Genomic DNA, 18,011 nt, shown 5'->3' with positions numbered 1-18,011 from the left:
ACCCCTGGTTATCATTGTAGCTGGCGTTTAAATATGCACGCTGTTTCATAGGTAGGCGGGGCGTGCGTCACGGTCGCGATAAAGCTAGCATTGGTGTCTCGACGGCGAAATATGAAACTTACTTCACATGAAGCGTATCCGCATCACGCCGGCCTGGCACTTCAGCGACGAGGCCGGTAACCAGCTCGATCCCAAGCTGTTCGGCCTGCTCGAGGCGGTGCATCGGCACGGCAAGCTGACCCGGGCCGCCGAGTCGGTGGGCATCTCCTATCGCCATGCCTGGAACCTGCTCAACAAGTGGGGCGAGTTCTTCGGCATCGCCCTGGTCGACCTCGAACGCGGCAAGGGCGCGCGGCTGTCGCCGCTGGGCGAGAAGCTGCTGTGGGCCGAACAGCGGGTGATCGCCCGGCTGGGGCCGCAGCTGGAGAGCCTTGGCTCCGAGCTCAACCTCGCCATTCAGCAGGCGCTGGAGGGCGTCAAGCCGGTGCTGCGCCTCTACGCCACCCACGGCTATGCCGTCGAGCTGCTGCCGGCCTACCTCGATGAGCTGCGTCTCGATCTCCAATATTGTAGTTCTCGCGAGGCCCTTTCGGCGCTGCATCGCGGCGCCTGCGACCTGGCCGGTTTTCATCTGCCGCGGGGCGAGGTCGGCGAGCGGGTGATCCGCGGCTATCGTGACCTGCTCAAGCCGCGCAGCTACCGGGTGATCCGCTTCATCACCCGGCGCCAGGGCCTGATGGTGGCGCCGGGCAATCCGCTGGGCATCGAGGGACTGAGTGATCTGGCCAAGGGCGAGGTGCGTTTCATCAATCGCCAGGCGGGCTCGGGCACCCGGGCGCTGCTGGACGGCCTGTTGGAAGGGGAGGGGCTGGCGAGCCGGCGCATCCGCGGCTACGAGCTCGAGGAATATACCCACTCGGCGGTGGCGGCCTATGTCGCCGCCGGCATGGCGGAGGTCGGCTTCGGGGTGGAGGCGGCGGCCCGGCGCTTCGGGCTCGACTTCGTGCCGCTGGCGCTGGAGGACTACCTGCTGGTCGGTCACCGTCGCAGCCTGGTGGAGCCGAAGCTGCAGTCGCTGTGTCAGGTGATCGCCGGCGAGGCGTTCCAGGCGGCGGTGCGGGAGCTGCCGGGGTACCGGCCGGATCGCTGCGGCCAGGTGGACGGGATCGAGGCGCTGTTTGCGGACTAGTTCGCCCGGCGCGACGTCAGGCGTGTTGAGGGGGCGTCAGGCAAGATCCGGGGATGAGTTTTTCTTATACAATAGCTATGCTTGTATTTGTGCGTGTATGACTATTGCGGAGGAAACGGCATGCTGAACTGGCTCAAGCGAGACCCGCTCAAGAAGCTCCAGCAGCAGTACGAGCAGAAGCTGGAGCAGGCGATGACGGCCGCGCGCAATGGCGACATGCGGGCCAACGCGGCCCTGACCGAGCAGGCCGAGGCGCTGCGGGCGGAGATAGAGCGGCAGAAGGGCTGAGGGCGCCGGCCGGCCGGATCGCGGTGGCCAGGTGGAGGGTATCGAGACGCCGTTCGGCCAGCGCCGGCCCCGCCGGGTGGCGGGGCCGGGAGTCAGGCGTTGGCGTCCTGCTCGGCGCGTCGCCTGGCGACCGACTGGCCGGCGATGCCGAAGTCCTGGGGCGCGATGTCATCGAGCACCACGCGCACGCTCTCGGGCGTGCAGTCGATGGCCTCGACGCAGGCGGCGGTGATCTTCTCGATCAGCGCTTCCTTCTGCTCGACGCTGCGGCCTTCGATCAGCTGGATGTTGATGTTGGGCATGGGGCCTCCTCGAGGGCAGTGTCCTCCCTCGCCCGTGGCGGGCGAGGGAGGACGCGTATCAGCACAGGGCGTCGAGCTTTTCCTTGAGCAGGGCGTTGACCTGCTGGGGGTTGGCGGTGCCGCGGGAGGCCTTCATCACCTGGCCGACGAAGTAGCCGATCATCTTGCCGCGCTTGTCGGGCTCGGCATCGCGGTACTGGGCGACCTGGGCCGGGCTGTCGGCGATCACCTGGTCGATCATCGCCTCGATGGCGCCGGTGTCGGTGACCTGCTTCAGGCCCTTGTCCTCGATGATGGCGTCGGCGCTATTGCTTTCGCCCCCGCCTTCACCGTGCCACAGCGCCTGGAACACCTGCTTGGCGGCCTTGCCGTTGATGGTGTCGTCCAGCACCCGGACGATGAGCCCGCCGAGCTGGTCGGCGGAGACCGGGCTGTCGACGATCGCCAGGCCCTCGCGGTTCAGGGCGCCGGACAGCTCGCCCTGGACCCAGTTGGCGGCCTGCTTGGCGTCGCCGCAGACGGCGTGGACCCGCTCGAAGTACTCGGCCATGGCGCGGCTCGCCGAGAGCACGCCGGCGTCGTAGGCGGAGAGGCCGAGCTCGCTCTGGAAGCGCTCGCGCTTGGCGGCCGGCAGCTCAGGCAGCTGACCGCGCAGGTGGTCGACGTAGGCCTGGTCGAGCACCACCGGCAGCAGGTCGGGGCAGGGGAAGTAACGGTAGTCGTTGGCCTCCTCCTTGGTGCGCATGCTGCGGGTCTCGTCGGCCTCGGGGTCGTAAAGACGGGTCTCCTGGACCACCGTGCCGCCGTCCTCGAGCAGCTCGATCTGGCGCTCGACCTCGAACTCGATGGCGCGCTCGACGAAGCGGAAGGAGTTGACGTTCTTGATCTCGGCGCGGGTGCCGAAGGCGTCCTGGCCCTTGGGACGCACCGAGACGTTGACGTCGCAGCGCATCGAACCCTCGGCCATGTTGCCGTCGCTGATGCCCAGATAGGTCACGATGGAGTGGATCGCCTTGAGGTAGGCCGCCGCCTCCTTGGCCGAGCGCATGTCGGGCTCGGAGACGATCTCCAGCAGCGGCGTGCCGGCGCGGTTGAGGTCGATGCCGGTCATGCCGTGGAAGTCCTCGTGGAGCGACTTGCCGGCGTCCTCCTCGAGGTGGGCATGGTGCACGCGGATGCGCTTGCTCTCGCCGTCGTCAAGCAGGATCTCGACCTCGCCCGGGCCGACGATCGGCTCATACATCTGGCTGGTCTGGTAGCCCTTGGGCAGGTCCGGGTAGAAGTAGTTCTTGCGGTCGAACACCGAGACCTCGGGGATCTCGGCGTGGATGCCGAGGCCGAACTGCACGGCCATGGCCACCGCCTGCTCGTTGAGCACCGGCAGCACGCCCGGCAGGCCCAGGTCGACGGCGCAGGCCTGGGTGTTGGGCTCGGCGCCGAACGCGGTGGAGGCGCCGGAGAAGATCTTGGAGCGGGTGGCGAGCTGGACATGGACCTCCAGCCCGATCACGGTTTCCCATTGCATCAGGCGGTCTCCTCGGCAAGGTCAGGACGGCGCAGGTGCCAGTCGGTGGCCTGCTGGAACTGGTGGGCGACGTTGAGCAGCTGGGCCTCGGCGAAGTGGGTGCCGAGGATCTGCAGGCCCACCGGGCGGCCGCCGGCGAAGCCGGCCGGCACGCTGATGCCGGGGATGCCGGCCAGGTTGACGGCGATGGTGTAGATGTCCTGCAGGTACATCGACACCGGGTCCTTGTTGGCGCCCAGGTCGAAGGCCGGGGTCGGCGAGGCCGGGCCCATCAGCACGTCGACCTCCTCGAAGGCGTCGAGGAAGTCCTGGCGGATCAGTCGGCGGACCTTCTGCGCCTGCTTGTAGTAGGCGTCGAAGAAGCCCTCGGAGAGGGTGTGGGTGCCGATCAGGATGCGCCGCTTGACCTCCTCGCCGAAGCCCTCGCCCCGCGAGCGCTTGTAGAGGTCGATCAGGTCGGTCGGATTCTCGCAGCGGTGGCCGAAGCGCACGCCGTCGAAGCGCGACAGGTTCGAGGAGGCCTCGGCCGGCGCGATCACGTAGTAGGCCGGGGTCGCATAGTGGGTGTGCGGCAGGCTGACCTCGCGCACCGTGGCACCGAGCGACTCATAGACGCGGATCGCCTCGCGCACCGCGCGCTCGACCTCGGCGGACAGGCCGTCGCCGAAGTACTCCCTGGGCAGGCCGATCTTGAGGCCGGACAGCGGGGCCTCGAGGCCCTCGGTGTAGTCCGGCACGCCGCGCGCCACGCTGGTGGAGTCGCGCAGGTCGTGGCCGGCGATGGCGCCGAGCAGGTGGGCGCAGTCCTCGGCGGTGCGGGCCATGGGGCCGGCCTGGTCGAGGCTCGAGGCGTAGGCGATCATGCCGTAGCGCGAGACGCGGCCGTAGGTCGGCTTCAGGCCGGTGATGCCGCAGAAGGCCGCCGGCTGACGGATCGATCCGCCGGTGTCGGTGCCGAGCGCCGCCGGCACCAGGCCCGCGGCCACCGCGGCGGCGCTGCCGCCGGAGCTGCCGCCGGGCACGGCGCCGAGGTCCCAGGGATTCTTCACCGCCCCATAGAAGCTGTTCTCGTTGGACGAGCCCATGGCGAACTCGTCCATGTTGGTCTTGCCGAGGCTCAGGGTGCCGGCGGCGGCCAGCTTCTCGACCACGCTGGCGTCGTAGGGCGCGTCGAAGTTGTCGAGCATCCGCGAGCCGCAGCTGGTCTTCACGCCCCGGGTGCAGAAGATGTCCTTCAGCGCCAGCGGCAGGCCGGTCAGCGGACCGGCCTCGCCCCGGGCCCGGGCGGCGTCGGCGGCATCGGCAGCGGCCAGGGCCTGCTCGCCGGTGACGGTGATAAAGCTGTTGAGCGCGCCGTCATGGCGCTCGATGCGCGCGAGCAGATGCTCGGTCAGCTCGCGGCTGGAGAACTCGCCGGCCGCCAGGGCGGCGGCGAGTCCGGTCAGTGTCTGGTCGTGCATGGGGCCGGGGCTCCGTGATGACATGTCATTGACGACGAAAGAGGGAGGCGGTCACTCGACGACCCGCGGCACCAGATAGAGGCCGTTCTCCACCGCCGGGGCGCAGCGCTGGAAGGTCTCGCGCTGGTCGGTCTCGGTGACCTCGTCGGCGCGCAGGCGCTGGGTGGCGTCCAGCGGGTGGGCCAGCGGGGCGACGCCGTCGGTATCGATCGATTGCAACTGGTCGGCCATCTCCAGGATGCGGCCCAGGTCGTCGAGATAGCGGTCGGCCTCACCCTCGTCCAGGCCGAGACGGGCCAGGTGGGCGGCCCGGAGAACGTCTGCGTGTTCAAGCGCCATGATCGGGTGTCCTCGAAAGGGTGGCAGAAAAGACCGCAGAAGTTACCACATTCGCGTCACGGCGGGCAGGGGCCAGGGGCGTGGCGCTTGCCGCTAGGGGGGTGCAGTGATACGGTTTGCCCCCGCACAGGGTCCCCGGTCTGCACTAGGTAACGACTTCATGTTCAAACGTTTGAGGGGGCTGTTTTCCAGCGATCTGTCGATCGACCTGGGGACGGCCAATACGCTGATTTATGTCCGCGGGCGCGGTATCGTGCTCGATGAGCCGTCGGTGGTGGCGATTCGTCAGTCCGGCAACATGCGCAGCGTGGCCGCCGTGGGTGCCGACGCCAAGCGCATGCTGGGCCGCACGCCGGGCAATATCACCGCCATCCGGCCGATGAAGGACGGCGTCATCGCCGACTTCACCGTGACCGAGCAGATGCTGCAGTACTTCATCCGCAAGGTCCATCAGAGCACCTTCCTGACGCCGAGCCCTCGGGTGCTGGTCTGCGTGCCCTGCATGTCGACCCAGGTCGAGCGCCGCGCCATCAAGGAGTCCGCCGAGGGCGCCGGGGCCCGCGAAGTGTTCCTGATCGAGGAGCCCATGGCCGCGGCCATCGGTGCCGGCCTGCCGGTCGAGGAAGCCCAGGGGTCGATGGTCGTCGACATCGGTGGCGGCACCAGCGAGATCGCCATCATCTCGCTCAACGGCGTGGTCTACTCCGAGTCCATCCGCGTCGGCGGCGACCGCTTCGACGAGGCGATCATCGCCTACGTGCGTCGCCACTACGGCAGCCTGATCGGCGAGTCCACCGCCGAGCGCATCAAGGAAGAGATCGGTTGCGCCTACCCCGGCGGCGAGCTGCGCGAGATCGACGTGCGTGGCCGCAACCTGGCCGAGGGCATTCCGCGCAGCTTCACCCTGAATTCCCACGAGATCCTCGACGCCCTCCAGGAGACGCTGGGCTCCATCGTCGCCGCGGTGAAGAGCGCCCTGGAACAGTCGCCCCCCGAGCTGGCCTCCGACATCGCCGAACGCGGCCTGGTGCTGACCGGCGGCGGCGCGCTGCTGCGCGACCTCGACAAGCTGATCGCCGAGGAGACCGGGCTGCCGGTGGTGGTCGCCGAGGATCCGCTGACCTGCGTGGCCCGCGGCGGCGGCAAGGCCCTCGAGATGATCGATCAGCATACGTTTGAACTGCTCTCCAGCGACTGACGTTGGAAAGCGCTGATTTATTGCTGCGCTCGATATCCTGGCCGCCGGCGGTGCTCGCGCTCCTCATGTAGCAGGCTACACTGCGGGCGCTGTGCGCCGGCGGCGGCCAGCCTCTCGTCGCTCGCGACATAAATCAGCGCTCTCCCGCGGAAGCTAGAAGCACCAGGGGCGGGTGGCCTCTCGACGGCCTCGCCCAGGCGTCGCGGGATAAGGCCCGACGCCGTCAAGGAGAATAGGGAGAGGACGCCATCAAACCGCTGTTCTCGCACGGCTCGGTGCCGGGATATCGCATGCTGCTGTGCGTGCTCCTCGCCGTGGCCCTGATGTTTGCCGATCTGCGTTTCACGCGCATGGAGCCCGTGCGGGCCCAGCTGTCGACGCTGGTGGCGCCGATCCAGTGGCTGGTCAGCCTGCCCAGCGACGCCCTCAACTGGGCGTCGCTGGCGTTTTCCGACCAGCGTGAGCTGCTCGACGAGAACCGCCAGCTGCGCGAGCAGATCCTGACCCTCTCGCATCGCGTCCAGCGCATGGCCAGCCTGACCGCCGAGAACGTGCGGTTGCGCGAGCTGCTGGATGCCACCCGCGAGCATGACATTCCCTTCATCACCACCGAGCTGTTGTCGCTCGACCCGGATCCCTTCAGCCACCGCATGGTCATCGACCGCGGGCAGCGTGACGGCGTCTTCGTCGGCCAGCCGGTGATGGATGCCGCCGGGCTGGTGGGGCAGGTGACCTCGGTGTCGGCCTATGCCAGCCGGGTGCTGATGGTGTCCGATGCCAGCCACTCGCTGCCGATTCAGGTCAACCGCAACAATCTGCGCTTCATTCTCCAGGGCACCGGCCAGTACGACGCCCTCGGCGTGTTGCATGTGCCGGACACCGCGGATATCCGCGAGGGCGACCTGCTGATGACCTCGGGACTGGCCGGCCGCTTCCCGCCCGGCTATCCGGTGGCGCGGGTCACCTCGGTGGTCCACGATCCCGGCGAGCCCTTCGCCCAGGTGAAGGCCCGCCCGGTGGCCCAGCTGCAGCGTGCCCGCCACTTCCTGCTGCTGTTCCCGCCCGAGCCTCCCGAGGCGCCGGGTCGCGGCGGCTGGACGGTGGCGCTCGATCCGGCGGCCGTCGAGGCGGCGGTGGAGATGATCGGCCCCGCCGAGGAGGACGAATAATGGCCGCACGCGCGACGGCGAGCCTGCCCTGGATCTGGCTGACCCTGCTGCTGGCGCTGTGCCTGCAGGTGCTGCCGCTGGCCGATGGCTGGCAGATCTGGCGCCCGGACTGGCTGGGGCTGATGCTGATCTACTGGTGCATGAAGGCGCCGCAGAAGGTCGGGGTCTTCCACGGCTTCGTGCTGGGCATCCTGCTCGATCTGATCCAGGGCGCGCCGCTGGGGCAGAACGCGCTGTTGCTGTCGCTGCTGGCCTTCCTGTGCGCCCTGGTCTATCCGCGCTTCCGCGCCTATTCGCTGCTGCAGCAGGCGGTGCTGATCCTGGTGCTGCTGGGGACGGTGCAGCTGGTGGAGCAGTGGCTGCGCACCCTGTTGGGGCCCTTCGCGATCCATCTTTCCTTCCTGCTGCCCTCGGTGATCGGGGCGCTGCTGTGGCCCTGGCTGACCACGCTGTTCCGCGCCTTCCGGCGCCGCGGCAGCGAGGAGTGAGCCGCATGGCGATGCCCGATGCCACCACCGATGCCCCCGAGCCGCCGCTGATCCGGCTGGCGTCGGCCTCGCCGCGCCGACGCGAGCTGCTGGCCGGCGTCGGCGTGACGGCCGAGGTGCGGCCGGTCGATCTCGACGAGACGCCGCGGCCCGACGAGGCGCCCGAGGCCTATGTCCGGCGCCTGGCCGAGGAGAAGGCCCGGGCCGGGGCGGTGGGCAGCGCGCTGCCGACGCTCGGCTCCGACACCGCGGTGGTGTGTGACGACGCCATCCTCGGCAAGCCGCGGGACCGCGAGCACGCCGCCGCCATGCTGCGCTCGCTGTCCGGGCGATCCCATCGGGTGCTGACCGCGGTGGCCGTGACCGGCCCGGCGGGGCTGCTGAGCACCTGCGTGACGACGCGCGTCTGGCTGCGCGAGATCACCGACGCCGAGATCGCCGCCTACTGGGCGACCGGCGAGCCCGTCGACAAGGCCGGTGGCTACGCCATCCAGGGGCGGGCGGCGCTGTTCGTGTCGCGCCTGGAGGGCAGCCATTCCGCGGTGGTCGGCCTGCCGCTGTTCGAGACCGCCGAATTGCTGGCCCGACAGGGCGTGCCGCTGTGGAACCGCGCTATGTCATAATGCCTCGAGTTTCCTCTGGACAAGGATTTCCGCATGAGCGGTGAAGTACTGATCAACCTGACCCCGATGGAGACCCGGGTCGCCGTGGTGGAGAACGGCGTGCTCCAGGAAGCCTTCATCGAGCGGGCCCGGCGCCGCGGCATCGTCGGCAACATCTACAAGGGCAAGGTGGTCCGGGTGCTGCCGGGCATGCAAGCCGCCTTCGTCGACATCGGCCTCGATCGGGCGGCCTTCATTCATGCCCACGAGGTGATGCCGTCGGGGACGCCGGCCGACGAGCAGGTCTCCATCGGTCACCTGCTCCACGAGGGGCAGTCGCTGGTGGTGCAGGCCACCAAGGATCCGATCGGTTCCAAGGGCGCACGCCTGACCACGCATCTCTCGGTGCCGTCGCGCTACCTGGTCTACATGCCGGACTCTCCGCACAACGGCGTCTCCCAGCGCATCGAGGACGAGCGCGAGCGCGAGCGGCTGCGCGAGCTGGTCGAGGCCGCCCAGGCGGAGCAGACCCTGGAGGTGACCGGGGGCTTCATCGTGCGCACCGCCGCCGAGGGCGTCACGCAGGAGGAAATGGCCGGCGACATGCACTTCCTGCTGCGCCTGTGGCGCAGGGTCAGCGAGCGCAAGATCACGGCCTCGGCCCCCAGCGTCATCTATGACGACCTGCCGCTGTTCATGCGCACCCTGCGCGACGTGATGCGGGACGACATCGAGAAGGTGCGGATCGACTCCCGCGAGAACCACGTCAAGCTGCTGGAGTTCGCCGAGGAGTTCATGCCCTCGGCGGTGGAGCGCATCGAGCACTACGCCGGCGAGCGGCCGATCTTCGATCTGTTCAGCGTCGAGGACGAGATCCAGAAGGCGCTGGGGCGCAAGGTGCAGCTCAAGTCCGGCGGCTACCTGGTGATCGATCCCACCGAGGCGATGACCACCATCGACGTCAACACCGGCGGCTTCGTGGGGCATCGCAATCTCGAGGAAACCATCTTCAAGACCAACCTCGAGGCCGCCACCGCCATCGCCCGCCAGCTGCGGCTGCGCAACCTGGGCGGCATCATCATCATCGACTTCATCGACATGGAGGAGCCCGAGCATCAGCGCCAGGTGCTCCGCGTGCTGGAGAAGTCGCTCGAGCGCGATCACGCCAAGACCAAGTGCACCGGCGTCACCGAGCTGGGGCTGGTCCAGGTGACGCGCAAGCGCACCCGCGAGAGCCTCGAGCAGACCCTGTGCGAGGCCTGCCCGTCCTGCCATGGTCGCGGCACCCTCAAGACGCCGGAATCGGTGTGCTACGAGATCTTCCGCGAGATCCTGCGCGAGGAGCGGGCCTACAGCGCCGAGACCTACACGGTGCTGGCCTCGCAGCCGGTGGTCGATCGCCTGCTCGACGAGGAGTCCGCGGCCGTCGCCGATCTGGAGGAGTTCATCGGCAAGACCATCCGCTTCCAGGTCGAGGCCCACTACTCCCAGGAGCAGTACGACATCGTGCTGATGTGAGCCCATGTCGAGGACCCGCCTGGCCATTCGCTGGACCCTGACGCTGCTGGCGGCGGCGCTCACCCTGGTGGCGCTGCTCACCCTGGTGCTGCGCCTGCTGCTCGGCCAGGTCGACCAGCTGACGCCCCGCCTCGAAGCGCTGCTCTCGGCGCGCTTCGATGCCGCGGTGCATCTGGACACCCTCGACGGCGGACTGGTCGGCCTCGATCCCGAGCTCGAGCTGCGAGGGCTCTCGCTGCGTGCGGCCCGCGGCGACCGCCCCTTGCTCGAGCTCGGCGACGCCCGCCTGCGGCTCGATGCCGGCGCCAGCCTGCGCGACGGCATGCCGGTGGTGGCCGATGCACGGCTGTCCGACATCACCCTGCACCTCTACCAGGCCGAGGACGGTCGCTGGCGCTGGCCGGAGCCGGCCGATGTGCCCCCCGAACTGATGCCCGACGGCCAATTCGACCTCGATCGCCTGGACTTCTGGGTCGGGGTGCTGCTGCGCCAGCGCGCCTGGGCCGAGAACATCGCGCTGGTGCTCCACGGCCGCGAGCGCGAGGCGGTGCTGGAGGCGCCGCGTCTGCTGATGGTCGGCGACGCCCGGCGCACGCATCTGGAGGGGCGGGTACGGCTGCGCGGCCGGTCGGGAGAGGCCGCGAGAGTGGTCATGGAGCTGGTGCCGGGCGAGGGGCTCGACGACTTCGGCGCGGCCCTGCAGGCCGACATGAGTCTCGACAGCCTCACCGGGCTGTCGTCGCTGTTCGGCGTCGAGGCGCTGCCGGACTTCGATGACCTGAGGGGCGAGGCACGACTATGGGGGCGCTGGACCCATGGGCGCCTGGCCGATGCGCGCCTCGACGTCACCTCGCCACGCCTGGCATTGAGCCGGCCGGACGATGACGCGGCCGCGGCGCCGGACATCGTGCTGGAGAACGCCATGCTGCGCGGCCAGTGGCGACGCGCGGCCGGTGCGGAGGACTGGCAGGCCTGGGTACAGGCCGATGCCGATCAGACCGCCGGCCCCGAGGCCTCGGCCGCGTCGCGCCCCCTGCCGCGGGACTGGTACCTGCGGGGCAACGACAGCGACTGGTGGCTCACCACCGGCCCCTTCGATCTCGAGGCCCTGGCCGCCTGGCGCTCGCATCTGCCGCTGCCGGAGGCGCTGGACCGCGGCGTGGCCACGCTGGCCCCGCGCGGGCGCGTCGATGCCCTCGGCGCCGGCCTGAGAGACGGCACCTGGCGGGCCCGGGTCAGTGCCAGCGGGGTGAGCGTGGCGCCCTGGGAAAAGGCCCCGGGCGGCGGTCCGCTGGCGCTGTGGCTGGAGGCCGACGGCAATCACGGCAGCGTGCGCTTCGTCGGCGGCGAGGGCACGGAACTGGCTTTCCCCGAGGTCTTCGAGGCGCCGATGACGCTCGACCATGCCAGCGGCGAGGTGAGCTGGCGCTACGACGGCGAGCGCGGCTTTGTCAGCGGACGGCAGCTCTCGGCGGGCTGGCGGGGCGCCGAGGTGAGCGGCGAGTTCGGCCTGGCCACCGGGGGGCCCGGCCGCGGCGGCTTCGGCCTCGCGCTGGATTTTCGCGACGTGGACGCCCGCTCTCGGCCGCTGGTCGACTGGCTGCCGATGGTGCTGCTGCGCGAGGAAGCCCCGGCGCTCGCCGACTGGCTGTCCGCCGGGCTGGCCGGACGGGTGCCCGCGGGCGCGCTGCGCCTGCACGTGCCGCTGCGCGACGAGCAGACCGGGCTTTCCTCCATCGAGCCGACGCTGGATCTGGATCTCGACATCGAGGAGGGACGGCTGCCGTTCGCCGACGGCTGGCCGGCGCTGGATGGCGTGGCCGGCCGCCTGCGCCTGCGCGGCGAGACCCTCGAGGCCGAGGTGGACACCGCCGAGAGCCTGGGCATCCGTACCCGTGAGGCCGAGGTGCGCCTCGAGGACGATCGACTGTCGGTCAGCGGGCCGCTCGTCGCCGACGCGCCGGCGCTGGCGCGTTACCTCGCCGCGATGCCCGTGGACGGCATCGAGGCGGTCGCCGACTGGCAGGGCGAGGGAGGCGTCGAGGCCGATCTCGACCTCGAGATGGCGCTCGACGATGCCGACTCGCTGCGTCTCGACATCGCCGGCGACGCCGATCTGACGCGCCTGACCCATTCGGCCAGCGGGCTGGTCTTCCACGACATCACGGGGCCGCTGGCCTGGCATCAGCGCGGTGAGTCGGGGGCTCTCGACGGCCGCCTGAGCGGGCGGCTGCTGGGCGGGCCGGTCGACGCCGAACTGGCCACCGGCGAGGGGCGTGTCGCGCTGTCGGGCACCGCCCGACCCGAGGCACTCACCGAGCTGGGCGCGCCGGCCGGCATCGACGACGTGCTCGCCGGCCCGCTGGCCTGGCGCGGCAGCGTCGATCTCGATGCCGACACGCCGACCCTGAACCTGTCGAGCGAGCTGCGTGGTCTGTCCATCGACCTGCCGGCGCCGCTGGGCAAGGCGGCCGACACGCCGCGGGCCCTGCGCCTGACCTTCGCCCTGGCCGAGTCCGGGCCCTGGTCGGGCCGCCTGGGCACGAGCCTCGGCTGGCGCTGGCGCCCCGGGCGTGGCGGTCAGGGGCAGGCCTGGCTCGGGCGGGAGGCGCCCGCGACCTGGCCCGGCGAGCCCGGCTGGACGCTGCAGGCCTATCTGCCGCGTTTCGAAGCCCGGGCCTGGGGCAGCGCCCTGGCGCCTCTGTCCGGCGGGGCGCTCGAGGGTTCCGCCGGCGGCTCGGGCCGCAGCCCCATCGCCCATCTGATGCTGGATACCGATTGCCTGAGCGTCGAGCAGCGCTGCCTCGGCTCGATGATCGTCGAGGGCCAGCCGCTGGCCCGCGGCTGGGAGCTGGCGCTGGACGGCAGCCTGCTGACCGGCCGCCTGGCCTATCGGCCGGACCTTGCCCAGCCGCTCGACGTGTCGCTGGCGCGGCTGCGCCTCGATGGCCTGCTGCCGGCCGAGTCGACACCGGTCTTGGAGGGAGGCGGTGGCCGTCTGCTCCAGGAGCTCGAGGTGCCGCCTACGCCGGCCGCCATGCCGGCCTCCCTCGGCGCGCTGCCGGCGGGCCGGCTGAGCGTCGACGAGCTGAGCTATCAGGGTCGGCCGCTCGGCCCGCTGAACGCCCAGTGGCGGGCCGCGCCGGACCGCCTGGTGATCGATCCGCTGGCGCTGACGCTGGGCGAGATCGATGCCCGTGGCAGCCTGACCTGGGAGGCCGCCGGCCCCGAGGCCAGCCTGACCCGGGCGCGGCTGGACGTGGACGGCCGCGATCTGGGCAGCGCCCTGGAGGCCCTCGGCCAGCCGGTGGCGATCCGCAACGCCGACACCCAGATCGACGGTCAGCTGGCCTGGCCCGGTGCCCCCTGGCAATTCGCCCTGGCGCGCTCCCGGGGCAACCTGGCGGTGGCGCTGCGTGACGGTCGCTTCGTCAACCTGGAGTCGCCCTCGGCGCGGCTGGTCGGCCTGCTCAACGTGGACAACCTGCTGCGCCGTCTGACCCTGGACTTCTCCGACCTCACCGGGCAGGGCACCGCCTTCGATCGTGTCAGCGGCGATGCGACCCTGTATGGTGGAGTGCTGGAGACCCGCGGTCCGGTCGAGATCGATGGTCCGGCCACCCGCTTCACCCTCGACGGCAGCGTCGACCTGGCGCGGCGGGAACTCGACCAGCGTCTGGGCATCACACTGCCGGTGAGCAACAACCTGCCTCTGGCGGCGGTGATCGCCGGGGCGCCGGTGGTCGGAGGGGCGCTTTTCATCGCCGACAAGCTGTTCGGCGACGCCCTCGACCGCGTGACCCGAATTCACTATCGCGTGGAGGGGCCCTGGACCTCGCCGCGCATCGCTCTGGAAAGTGCCGAATGACATCACACACGCAACCCCTGCTCGACCAGGCCGCCGAGGCGCTGCTGACCCCCGGCGGGCTCGATCTCGATGCCCTGGACACCGGTCTCGGCCACGCCATGGGCGCCGGCATCGACTACGCCGATCTGTACTTCCAGCGCAGCTGGCATGAGGGCTGGGTGCTGGAGGACGGTGAGGTCAAGGAGGCCAGCTACAACATCGACGGCGGCGTCGGCGTGCGTTCCCTGGCCGGCGAGAAGACCGGCTTCGCCTACTCCAACCAGATCTCCATGGAAGCCCTGGCCGAGACCGGCCGCACCGCCGCCGGCATCGTGCGCAGCGGCCGGAAGGTGGACGCCGCCTCGCGCGTGGTGACCGCGCCGGCCGCCCGCTACGCCGGCATCGATCCGCTGGCCGGACTCTCCGCCGACGAGAAGGTCGCCATGCTCAAGGAGGCCGATCGCGTGGCCCGGGCCGCCGACCCATCGGTGAGCCAGGTCAGCGCCTCGCTGACCGGCGTCTACGAGGTGGTGCTGGTGCGTGCCAGCGACGGGACCCTGGCCGCCGACGTGCGGCCGCTGGTGCGCTTCAACGTCAGCGTGATCGCGGTGCGCGACGGCCGCCGCGAGCGCGGCAGCGCCGGAGGCGGTGGCCGCTATCCGATGTCCCGCCTGCGCGACGAGAACGTCGCCGAGCGCTTCGCCAAGGAGGCGGTGCGTCAGGCGCTGGTCAATCTCGACGCCGTGGATGCCCCGGCCGGCCAGATGCCGGTGGTGCTGGGCGCCGGCTGGCCGGGCATCCTGCTTCACGAGGCGGTGGGTCATGGCCTCGAAGGCGACTTCAATCGCAAGGGCAGCTCGGCCTTCGCCGGCCGCATGGGCGAGCGCGTGGCCGCGCCCGGGGTGACCGTGGTCGATGACGGCACCCTGGCCGACCGCCGCGGTTCGCTGTCCGTCGACGACGAGGGCACGGCGACCCAGTGCACCACGCTGATCGAGGACGGCATCCTCACCGGCTACATGCAGGACAAGCTCAACGCCCGGCTGATGGGCATGGCGCCCACCGGCAACGCCCGCCGCGAGTCCTTCGCCCACATGCCGATGCCGCGCATGACCAATACCTACATGCGCGCCGGCCAGGACGATCCCGCCGACATCATCAAGAGCGTCTCCCGCGGCATTTATGCCGTGAGCTTCGGCGGCGGCCAGGTGGACATCACCTCGGGCAAGTTCGTGTTCTCGGCCAGCGAGGCCTATCTGATCGAGGACGGCCGCATCACCGCGCCGGTCAAGGGCGCGACCCTGATCGGCAACGGCCCGGAGGCCATGGGCCGCGTGTCGATGATCGGCCACGACCTGGAGCTGGATACCGGCATCGGCGTGTGCGGCAAGGAAGGGCAGGGCGTGCCGGTGGGCGTCGGTCAGCCGACGCTGAAGCTGGACGAGCTGACCGTCGGCGGCACCCAGTCCTAGCACGGAAGTCGCTGCGGAACGGAACTGATGGGGATGGGCGCCGGGGACAAGGTGAAGCGAGGGTTTTTGCCATGGGTGAGGCGATTCTCGCCGAACGGGTTGGCCATGGATGGCCAGCACCGGTCCTGCAAGCGAAGCAGGATGCGAGAGCGCCGAAGGGCAAAAGTAGCGCCCAGGGATGGGTTCACAGCGCCTCGCGGAGCCTTGTCGCCGGGAAAGCCCATCCCTGGCTGGTCGGCAGAGAGATAGCGTCTGGAGCTTGTTGAGGTGTCTTACAGCTCGGCGGTGTCGCGGATCAGCTTGAACAGCCGGCGGGCGTTGGTCGGCGGCTTGCCCTGATCGCGTTCGCGGCGGGCGTTGCGGATCAGCTGGCGCAGGGCCTGGCGGTCGACGTCGGGGTAGTCGGCGATGAAGGCCTCGAGGGCGTCGTCGTCCTCGATGAGGCGGTCGCGCCACTGCTCCAGGCGATGGAAGGCGTGGTCGCGGCGCAGCTGCTCGCGGTCCATTTCGTCGAACACCGCCTGGATGCCCTCGAGGTCCTCGCGGCGCATCAGCTTGCCGACGTACTGCATGTGCCGGCGGCGGGCCTCGCGGGCGCGGATGCGGCCGGTTTCCTCGATGGCCGCCAGCAGGTCGTCGGACAGCGGGAAGCGGTCGCGGTCGGCCTCGCGCATGGCGATCAGCCGTTCGCCGAGCGCCTGGAGGGCATGCATCTCGCGCTTGAGCTGCGACTTGCTGGGCCGTTCGTCGGCCGGAGAGAAATCATCCTGGGTCATGCGGCGTCCTGATTCATGAGAGGGGCGTTAGGCATCGGCCCAGTATACCAGCCCGCCGCGTCGGGCTGGCCAAACGACCATGTTGTGTATCGGCCGCGTGGCCGGTCGAGTGAGGAGTCAAGACGATGACACAGGCTTTCGATGCCGTCGCCCAGCAGTCGCTGCTGGAAACCCGCGCCGAGGCGGCCCTGGCGCTGGCCCGCCGGCTCGGCGCCGATGCCTGCGAGGTGGGCGCCAGCGTCGACCAGGGCGTGGGTGTCAACGTGCGCGAGGGCGAGGTCGAGACCGTCGAGCTGTCCCGCGATCAGGGCATCGCGGTGACCGTCTATGTCGGCCAACGCAAGGGCAGTGCCTCGTCCACCGATGCCTCGGAGGCGTCGATCCGGGACGTGGTCGAGAAGGCCATGGCCATCGCCCGCTATACCGGCGAGGATCCGGCCTCGGGGCTCGCCCCGGCCGAGCTGATGGCCCGGGAACTGCCGGACCTCGACGTCCATCACCCCTGGGCGCTGTCCACCGAGGAGGCGGTCGAGCTGGCGCTGGCCTGCGAGAATGCCGGCCGCGGTCAGGCGGGCATCAAGAGCTCCGACGGCGCGGGGCTGTCCAGCGGCGAGGGCGTGCGCGTCTATGCCAACAGTCACGGCTTCCTGGGCAGTCAGCGCGGCAGCCGCCATTCGCTGTCCTGCATGCTGATCGCCGAGGACGAGCACGGCATGCAGCGCGACTACGACTACACCAGCGCCCGCGATCCTCGTGAGCTGCTGGCCCCCGAAGCGGTGGGCGAGAGCGCCGCCCGGCGCACCCTGCGCCGGCTCGGCGGCCAGCGCCCGGCCACCGGGCGGATGCCGGTGCTGTTCGATCCAAGCCTGGCGTCGGGGCTGGTCGGCAGCTTCCTCGGCGCCATCGCCGGCGGCGCCCTCTATCGCCAGTCCTCCTTCCTGTGCGACCGCCTCGGCGACGCGCTCTTCCCCGAGTGGTTCTCGCTGCAGGAGAAACCGCGACTGATGCGCGGCATGGCCAGCAGCGCCTTCGACGGCGATGGCGTGGCGACCCGCGACAACGTCTTCATCGACCAGGGGCGGCTGGCCAGCTACATGCTGTCCGCCTACAGCGCGCGGCGGCTGGGCATGGAGACCACCGGCAACGCCGGCGGCGCCCGCAACCTGCGCCTCACCGCGCCGCTCGAGTCCCAGGAGGCCCTGCTCGCGCGCATGGATCGCGGCGTGCTGGTCACCGAGCTGATGGGCCAGGGCGTCAACGGCGTCACCGGTGACTACTCCCGCGGCGCCGCGGGCTTCTGGGTCGAGAACGGCCGCATCCAGCATCCGGTGGAGGAATTCACCATCGCCGGCAACCTGGCGACGATGTTCCAGGGGCTGGTCGGCGTCGGCGACGACATCGACACCCGCGGCAGCGTCCACACCGGCAGCTGGCTGATCGACGAGATGACCGTGGCCGGCAGCTGAGCCGGCCCCGGTAACGACACTCCGGACATGAAATAAGCCCGCGAGATAATCGCGGGCTTTTTTGTGTTCGAGGCTCGGTCGTTGATCTATGGCGTATCGCGTCAGGTCTCTTCGTCGAAGCGGGCCTCGAAAAGGGCTTCCAGCGCGTCCAGCACCGCCTCGCTGTCGTCGCCGTCGGCCTCCAGGGTCAGCTCGGTGCCGCAGGGGGCGGCCAGCATCAGCAGCGCCATGATGTTGGCGGCATCGGCCTGCTGGTCGCCGTGGCAGACGAGGACCCGTGAGGCGAAGGGCTGGCAGCACTGCACCAGGCGGGTGGCGGCGCGGGCGTGCAGGCCGCGCTTGTTGGTCAGGGTGAGCTTGCGGCTGGGCACG

General features: G+C 70.2%; 16 protein-coding genes. 10 read left to right on the top strand and 6 right to left on the bottom strand.

Annotated elements, in window-relative coordinates:
• The first annotated feature begins 127 nt into the window (after nt 1-127).
• Both ACGTNF_RS06175 and ACGTNF_RS06170 read left to right on the top strand, forming a co-directional pair.
• Nucleotides 128-1,189 (top strand): substrate-binding domain-containing protein, encoded by a 1,062-nt coding sequence (locus ACGTNF_RS06175; protein WP_394600934.1) that lies wholly within the window; start codon nt 128-130, stop codon nt 1,187-1,189.
• A gap of 120 nt (nt 1,190-1,309) precedes the next feature.
• Nucleotides 1,310-1,477: a DUF6435 family protein gene (locus ACGTNF_RS06170; RefSeq protein WP_016854447.1), complete on the top strand. Its 168-nt coding sequence runs from the start codon at nt 1,310-1,312 to the stop codon at nt 1,475-1,477.
• Nucleotides 1,478-1,569: 92 nt separating this feature from the next.
• Here the strand turns inward: ACGTNF_RS06170 and ACGTNF_RS06165 are convergent, their stop codons facing one another.
• Genes ACGTNF_RS06165 through gatC form a run of 4 tightly spaced genes read right to left on the bottom strand, consistent with a single transcriptional unit; the run spans nt 1,570 to nt 5,103 of the window.
• Nucleotides 1,570-1,779, bottom strand: coding sequence for a tautomerase family protein (locus tag ACGTNF_RS06165; RefSeq protein ID WP_394600933.1), 210 nt, complete (start codon nt 1,777-1,779; stop codon nt 1,570-1,572).
• Nucleotides 1,780-1,837: 58 nt separating this feature from the next.
• Nucleotides 1,838-3,304: an Asp-tRNA(Asn)/Glu-tRNA(Gln) amidotransferase subunit GatB gene (gene gatB, locus ACGTNF_RS06160; RefSeq protein WP_394600932.1), complete on the bottom strand. Its 1,467-nt coding sequence runs from the start codon at nt 3,302-3,304 to the stop codon at nt 1,838-1,840.
• Nucleotides 3,304-4,764 carry an Asp-tRNA(Asn)/Glu-tRNA(Gln) amidotransferase subunit GatA gene (gene gatA / locus ACGTNF_RS06155; protein ID WP_394600931.1) on the bottom strand — a complete coding sequence of 487 codons (1,461 nt, stop codon included), beginning with the start codon at nt 4,762-4,764 and terminating at the stop codon, nt 3,304-3,306. Before gatA ends, gatB begins: the two co-directional genes overlap by 1 nt.
• Before the next feature lie 51 nt (nt 4,765-4,815).
• Nucleotides 4,816-5,103 carry an Asp-tRNA(Asn)/Glu-tRNA(Gln) amidotransferase subunit GatC gene (gene gatC / locus ACGTNF_RS06150; RefSeq protein ID WP_016854443.1) on the bottom strand — a complete coding sequence of 96 codons (288 nt, stop codon included), beginning with the start codon at nt 5,101-5,103 and terminating at the stop codon, nt 4,816-4,818.
• Between the two features lie 160 nt (nt 5,104-5,263).
• Between gatC and ACGTNF_RS06145 the strand changes: the two genes are divergently transcribed.
• From ACGTNF_RS06145 to tldD, 7 genes are all read left to right on the top strand, one after another.
• Nucleotides 5,264-6,301, top strand: a complete 1,038-nt coding sequence (locus ACGTNF_RS06145) for a rod shape-determining protein (RefSeq protein ID WP_016854442.1) — start codon at nt 5,264-5,266, stop codon at nt 6,299-6,301.
• Between the two features lie 290 nt (nt 6,302-6,591).
• Nucleotides 6,592-7,470, top strand: coding sequence for a rod shape-determining protein MreC (gene mreC / locus ACGTNF_RS06140; RefSeq protein ID WP_016854441.1), 879 nt, complete (start codon nt 6,592-6,594; stop codon nt 7,468-7,470).
• Nucleotides 7,470-7,958, top strand: a complete 489-nt coding sequence (gene mreD / locus ACGTNF_RS06135; protein WP_016854440.1) for a rod shape-determining protein MreD — start codon at nt 7,470-7,472, stop codon at nt 7,956-7,958. The genes mreC and mreD overlap by 1 nt, the downstream gene beginning before the upstream one ends.
• A gap of 5 nt (nt 7,959-7,963) precedes the next feature.
• Nucleotides 7,964-8,581, top strand: coding sequence for a Maf family protein (locus ACGTNF_RS06130; protein ID WP_394600930.1), 618 nt, complete (start codon nt 7,964-7,966; stop codon nt 8,579-8,581).
• Between the two features lie 33 nt (nt 8,582-8,614).
• Entirely contained in the window at nt 8,615-10,078 is a 1,464-nt protein-coding gene (gene rng / locus ACGTNF_RS06125) for a ribonuclease G (RefSeq protein ID WP_152479400.1), read from the top strand.
• Nucleotides 10,079-10,082: 4 nt separating this feature from the next.
• Nucleotides 10,083-13,946: a YhdP family phospholipid transporter gene (locus ACGTNF_RS06120; protein ID WP_394600929.1), complete on the top strand. Its 3,864-nt coding sequence runs from the start codon at nt 10,083-10,085 to the stop codon at nt 13,944-13,946.
• Nucleotides 13,943-15,397: a metalloprotease TldD gene (tldD, locus tag ACGTNF_RS06115; protein ID WP_394600928.1), complete on the top strand. Its 1,455-nt coding sequence runs from the start codon at nt 13,943-13,945 to the stop codon at nt 15,395-15,397. Before ACGTNF_RS06120 ends, tldD begins: the two co-directional genes overlap by 4 nt.
• Nucleotides 15,398-15,669: 272 nt before the next feature.
• On the opposite strand, the gene yjgA is transcribed toward tldD, so the two are convergent.
• Complete coding sequence (yjgA, locus tag ACGTNF_RS06110; RefSeq protein WP_394600927.1) at nt 15,670-16,173, bottom strand: ribosome biogenesis factor YjgA; 504 nt, start codon at nt 16,171-16,173, stop codon at nt 15,670-15,672.
• A 125-nt stretch (nt 16,174-16,298) separates the two neighbouring features.
• On the opposite strand from yjgA, the gene pmbA reads away from it, so the two are divergent.
• Nucleotides 16,299-17,639, top strand: coding sequence for a metalloprotease PmbA (gene pmbA, locus ACGTNF_RS06105; RefSeq protein WP_394600926.1), 1,341 nt, complete (start codon nt 16,299-16,301; stop codon nt 17,637-17,639).
• A gap of 101 nt (nt 17,640-17,740) precedes the next feature.
• Here pmbA and ACGTNF_RS06100 read toward each other — a convergent pair whose 3' ends face one another.
• A complete protein-coding gene (locus ACGTNF_RS06100; protein WP_394600925.1) occupies nt 17,741-18,010 on the bottom strand; it encodes an HPr family phosphocarrier protein in 270 nt (89 codons plus the stop codon).
• Between the last annotated feature and the right edge of the window lies 1 nt (nt 18,011).

The organism is Halomonas sp. B23F22_10 (assembly GCF_043496975.1).
Lineage (GTDB): Bacteria > Pseudomonadota > Gammaproteobacteria > Pseudomonadales > Halomonadaceae > Halomonas > Halomonas smyrnensis.
The sequence above is the reverse complement of the archived record's forward strand: the minus strand, read 5'-3'. Positions and strand labels throughout refer to the sequence as shown.

Excerpts from the sequence above, each read along its gene's own strand:
- ACGTNF_RS06175 (WP_394600934.1), top strand. The coding sequence starts at position 128 with ATGAAGCGTATCCGCATCACGCCGGCCTGGCACTTCAGCGACGAGGCC.
- ACGTNF_RS06170 (WP_016854447.1), top strand. The coding sequence starts at position 1,310 with ATGCTGAACTGGCTCAAGCGAGACCCGCTCAAGAAGCTCCAGCAGCAG.
- ACGTNF_RS06165 (WP_394600933.1), bottom strand. The coding sequence starts at position 1,779 with ATGCCCAACATCAACATCCAGCTGATCGAAGGCCGCAGCGTCGAGCAG.
- gatB (WP_394600932.1), bottom strand. The coding sequence starts at position 3,304 with ATGCAATGGGAAACCGTGATCGGGCTGGAGGTCCATGTCCAGCTCGCC.
- gatA (WP_394600931.1), bottom strand. The coding sequence starts at position 4,764 with ATGCACGACCAGACACTGACCGGACTCGCCGCCGCCCTGGCGGCCGGC.
- gatC (WP_016854443.1), bottom strand. The coding sequence starts at position 5,103 with ATGGCGCTTGAACACGCAGACGTTCTCCGGGCCGCCCACCTGGCCCGT.
- ACGTNF_RS06145 (WP_016854442.1), top strand. The coding sequence starts at position 5,264 with ATGTTCAAACGTTTGAGGGGGCTGTTTTCCAGCGATCTGTCGATCGAC.
- mreC (WP_016854441.1), top strand. The coding sequence starts at position 6,592 with ATGCTGCTGTGCGTGCTCCTCGCCGTGGCCCTGATGTTTGCCGATCTG.
- mreD (WP_016854440.1), top strand. The coding sequence starts at position 7,470 with ATGGCCGCACGCGCGACGGCGAGCCTGCCCTGGATCTGGCTGACCCTG.
- ACGTNF_RS06130 (WP_394600930.1), top strand. The coding sequence starts at position 7,964 with ATGGCGATGCCCGATGCCACCACCGATGCCCCCGAGCCGCCGCTGATC.
- rng (WP_152479400.1), top strand. The coding sequence starts at position 8,615 with ATGAGCGGTGAAGTACTGATCAACCTGACCCCGATGGAGACCCGGGTC.
- ACGTNF_RS06120 (WP_394600929.1), top strand. The coding sequence starts at position 10,083 with ATGTCGAGGACCCGCCTGGCCATTCGCTGGACCCTGACGCTGCTGGCG.
- tldD (WP_394600928.1), top strand. The coding sequence starts at position 13,943 with ATGACATCACACACGCAACCCCTGCTCGACCAGGCCGCCGAGGCGCTG.
- yjgA (WP_394600927.1), bottom strand. The coding sequence starts at position 16,173 with ATGACCCAGGATGATTTCTCTCCGGCCGACGAACGGCCCAGCAAGTCG.
- pmbA (WP_394600926.1), top strand. The coding sequence starts at position 16,299 with ATGACACAGGCTTTCGATGCCGTCGCCCAGCAGTCGCTGCTGGAAACC.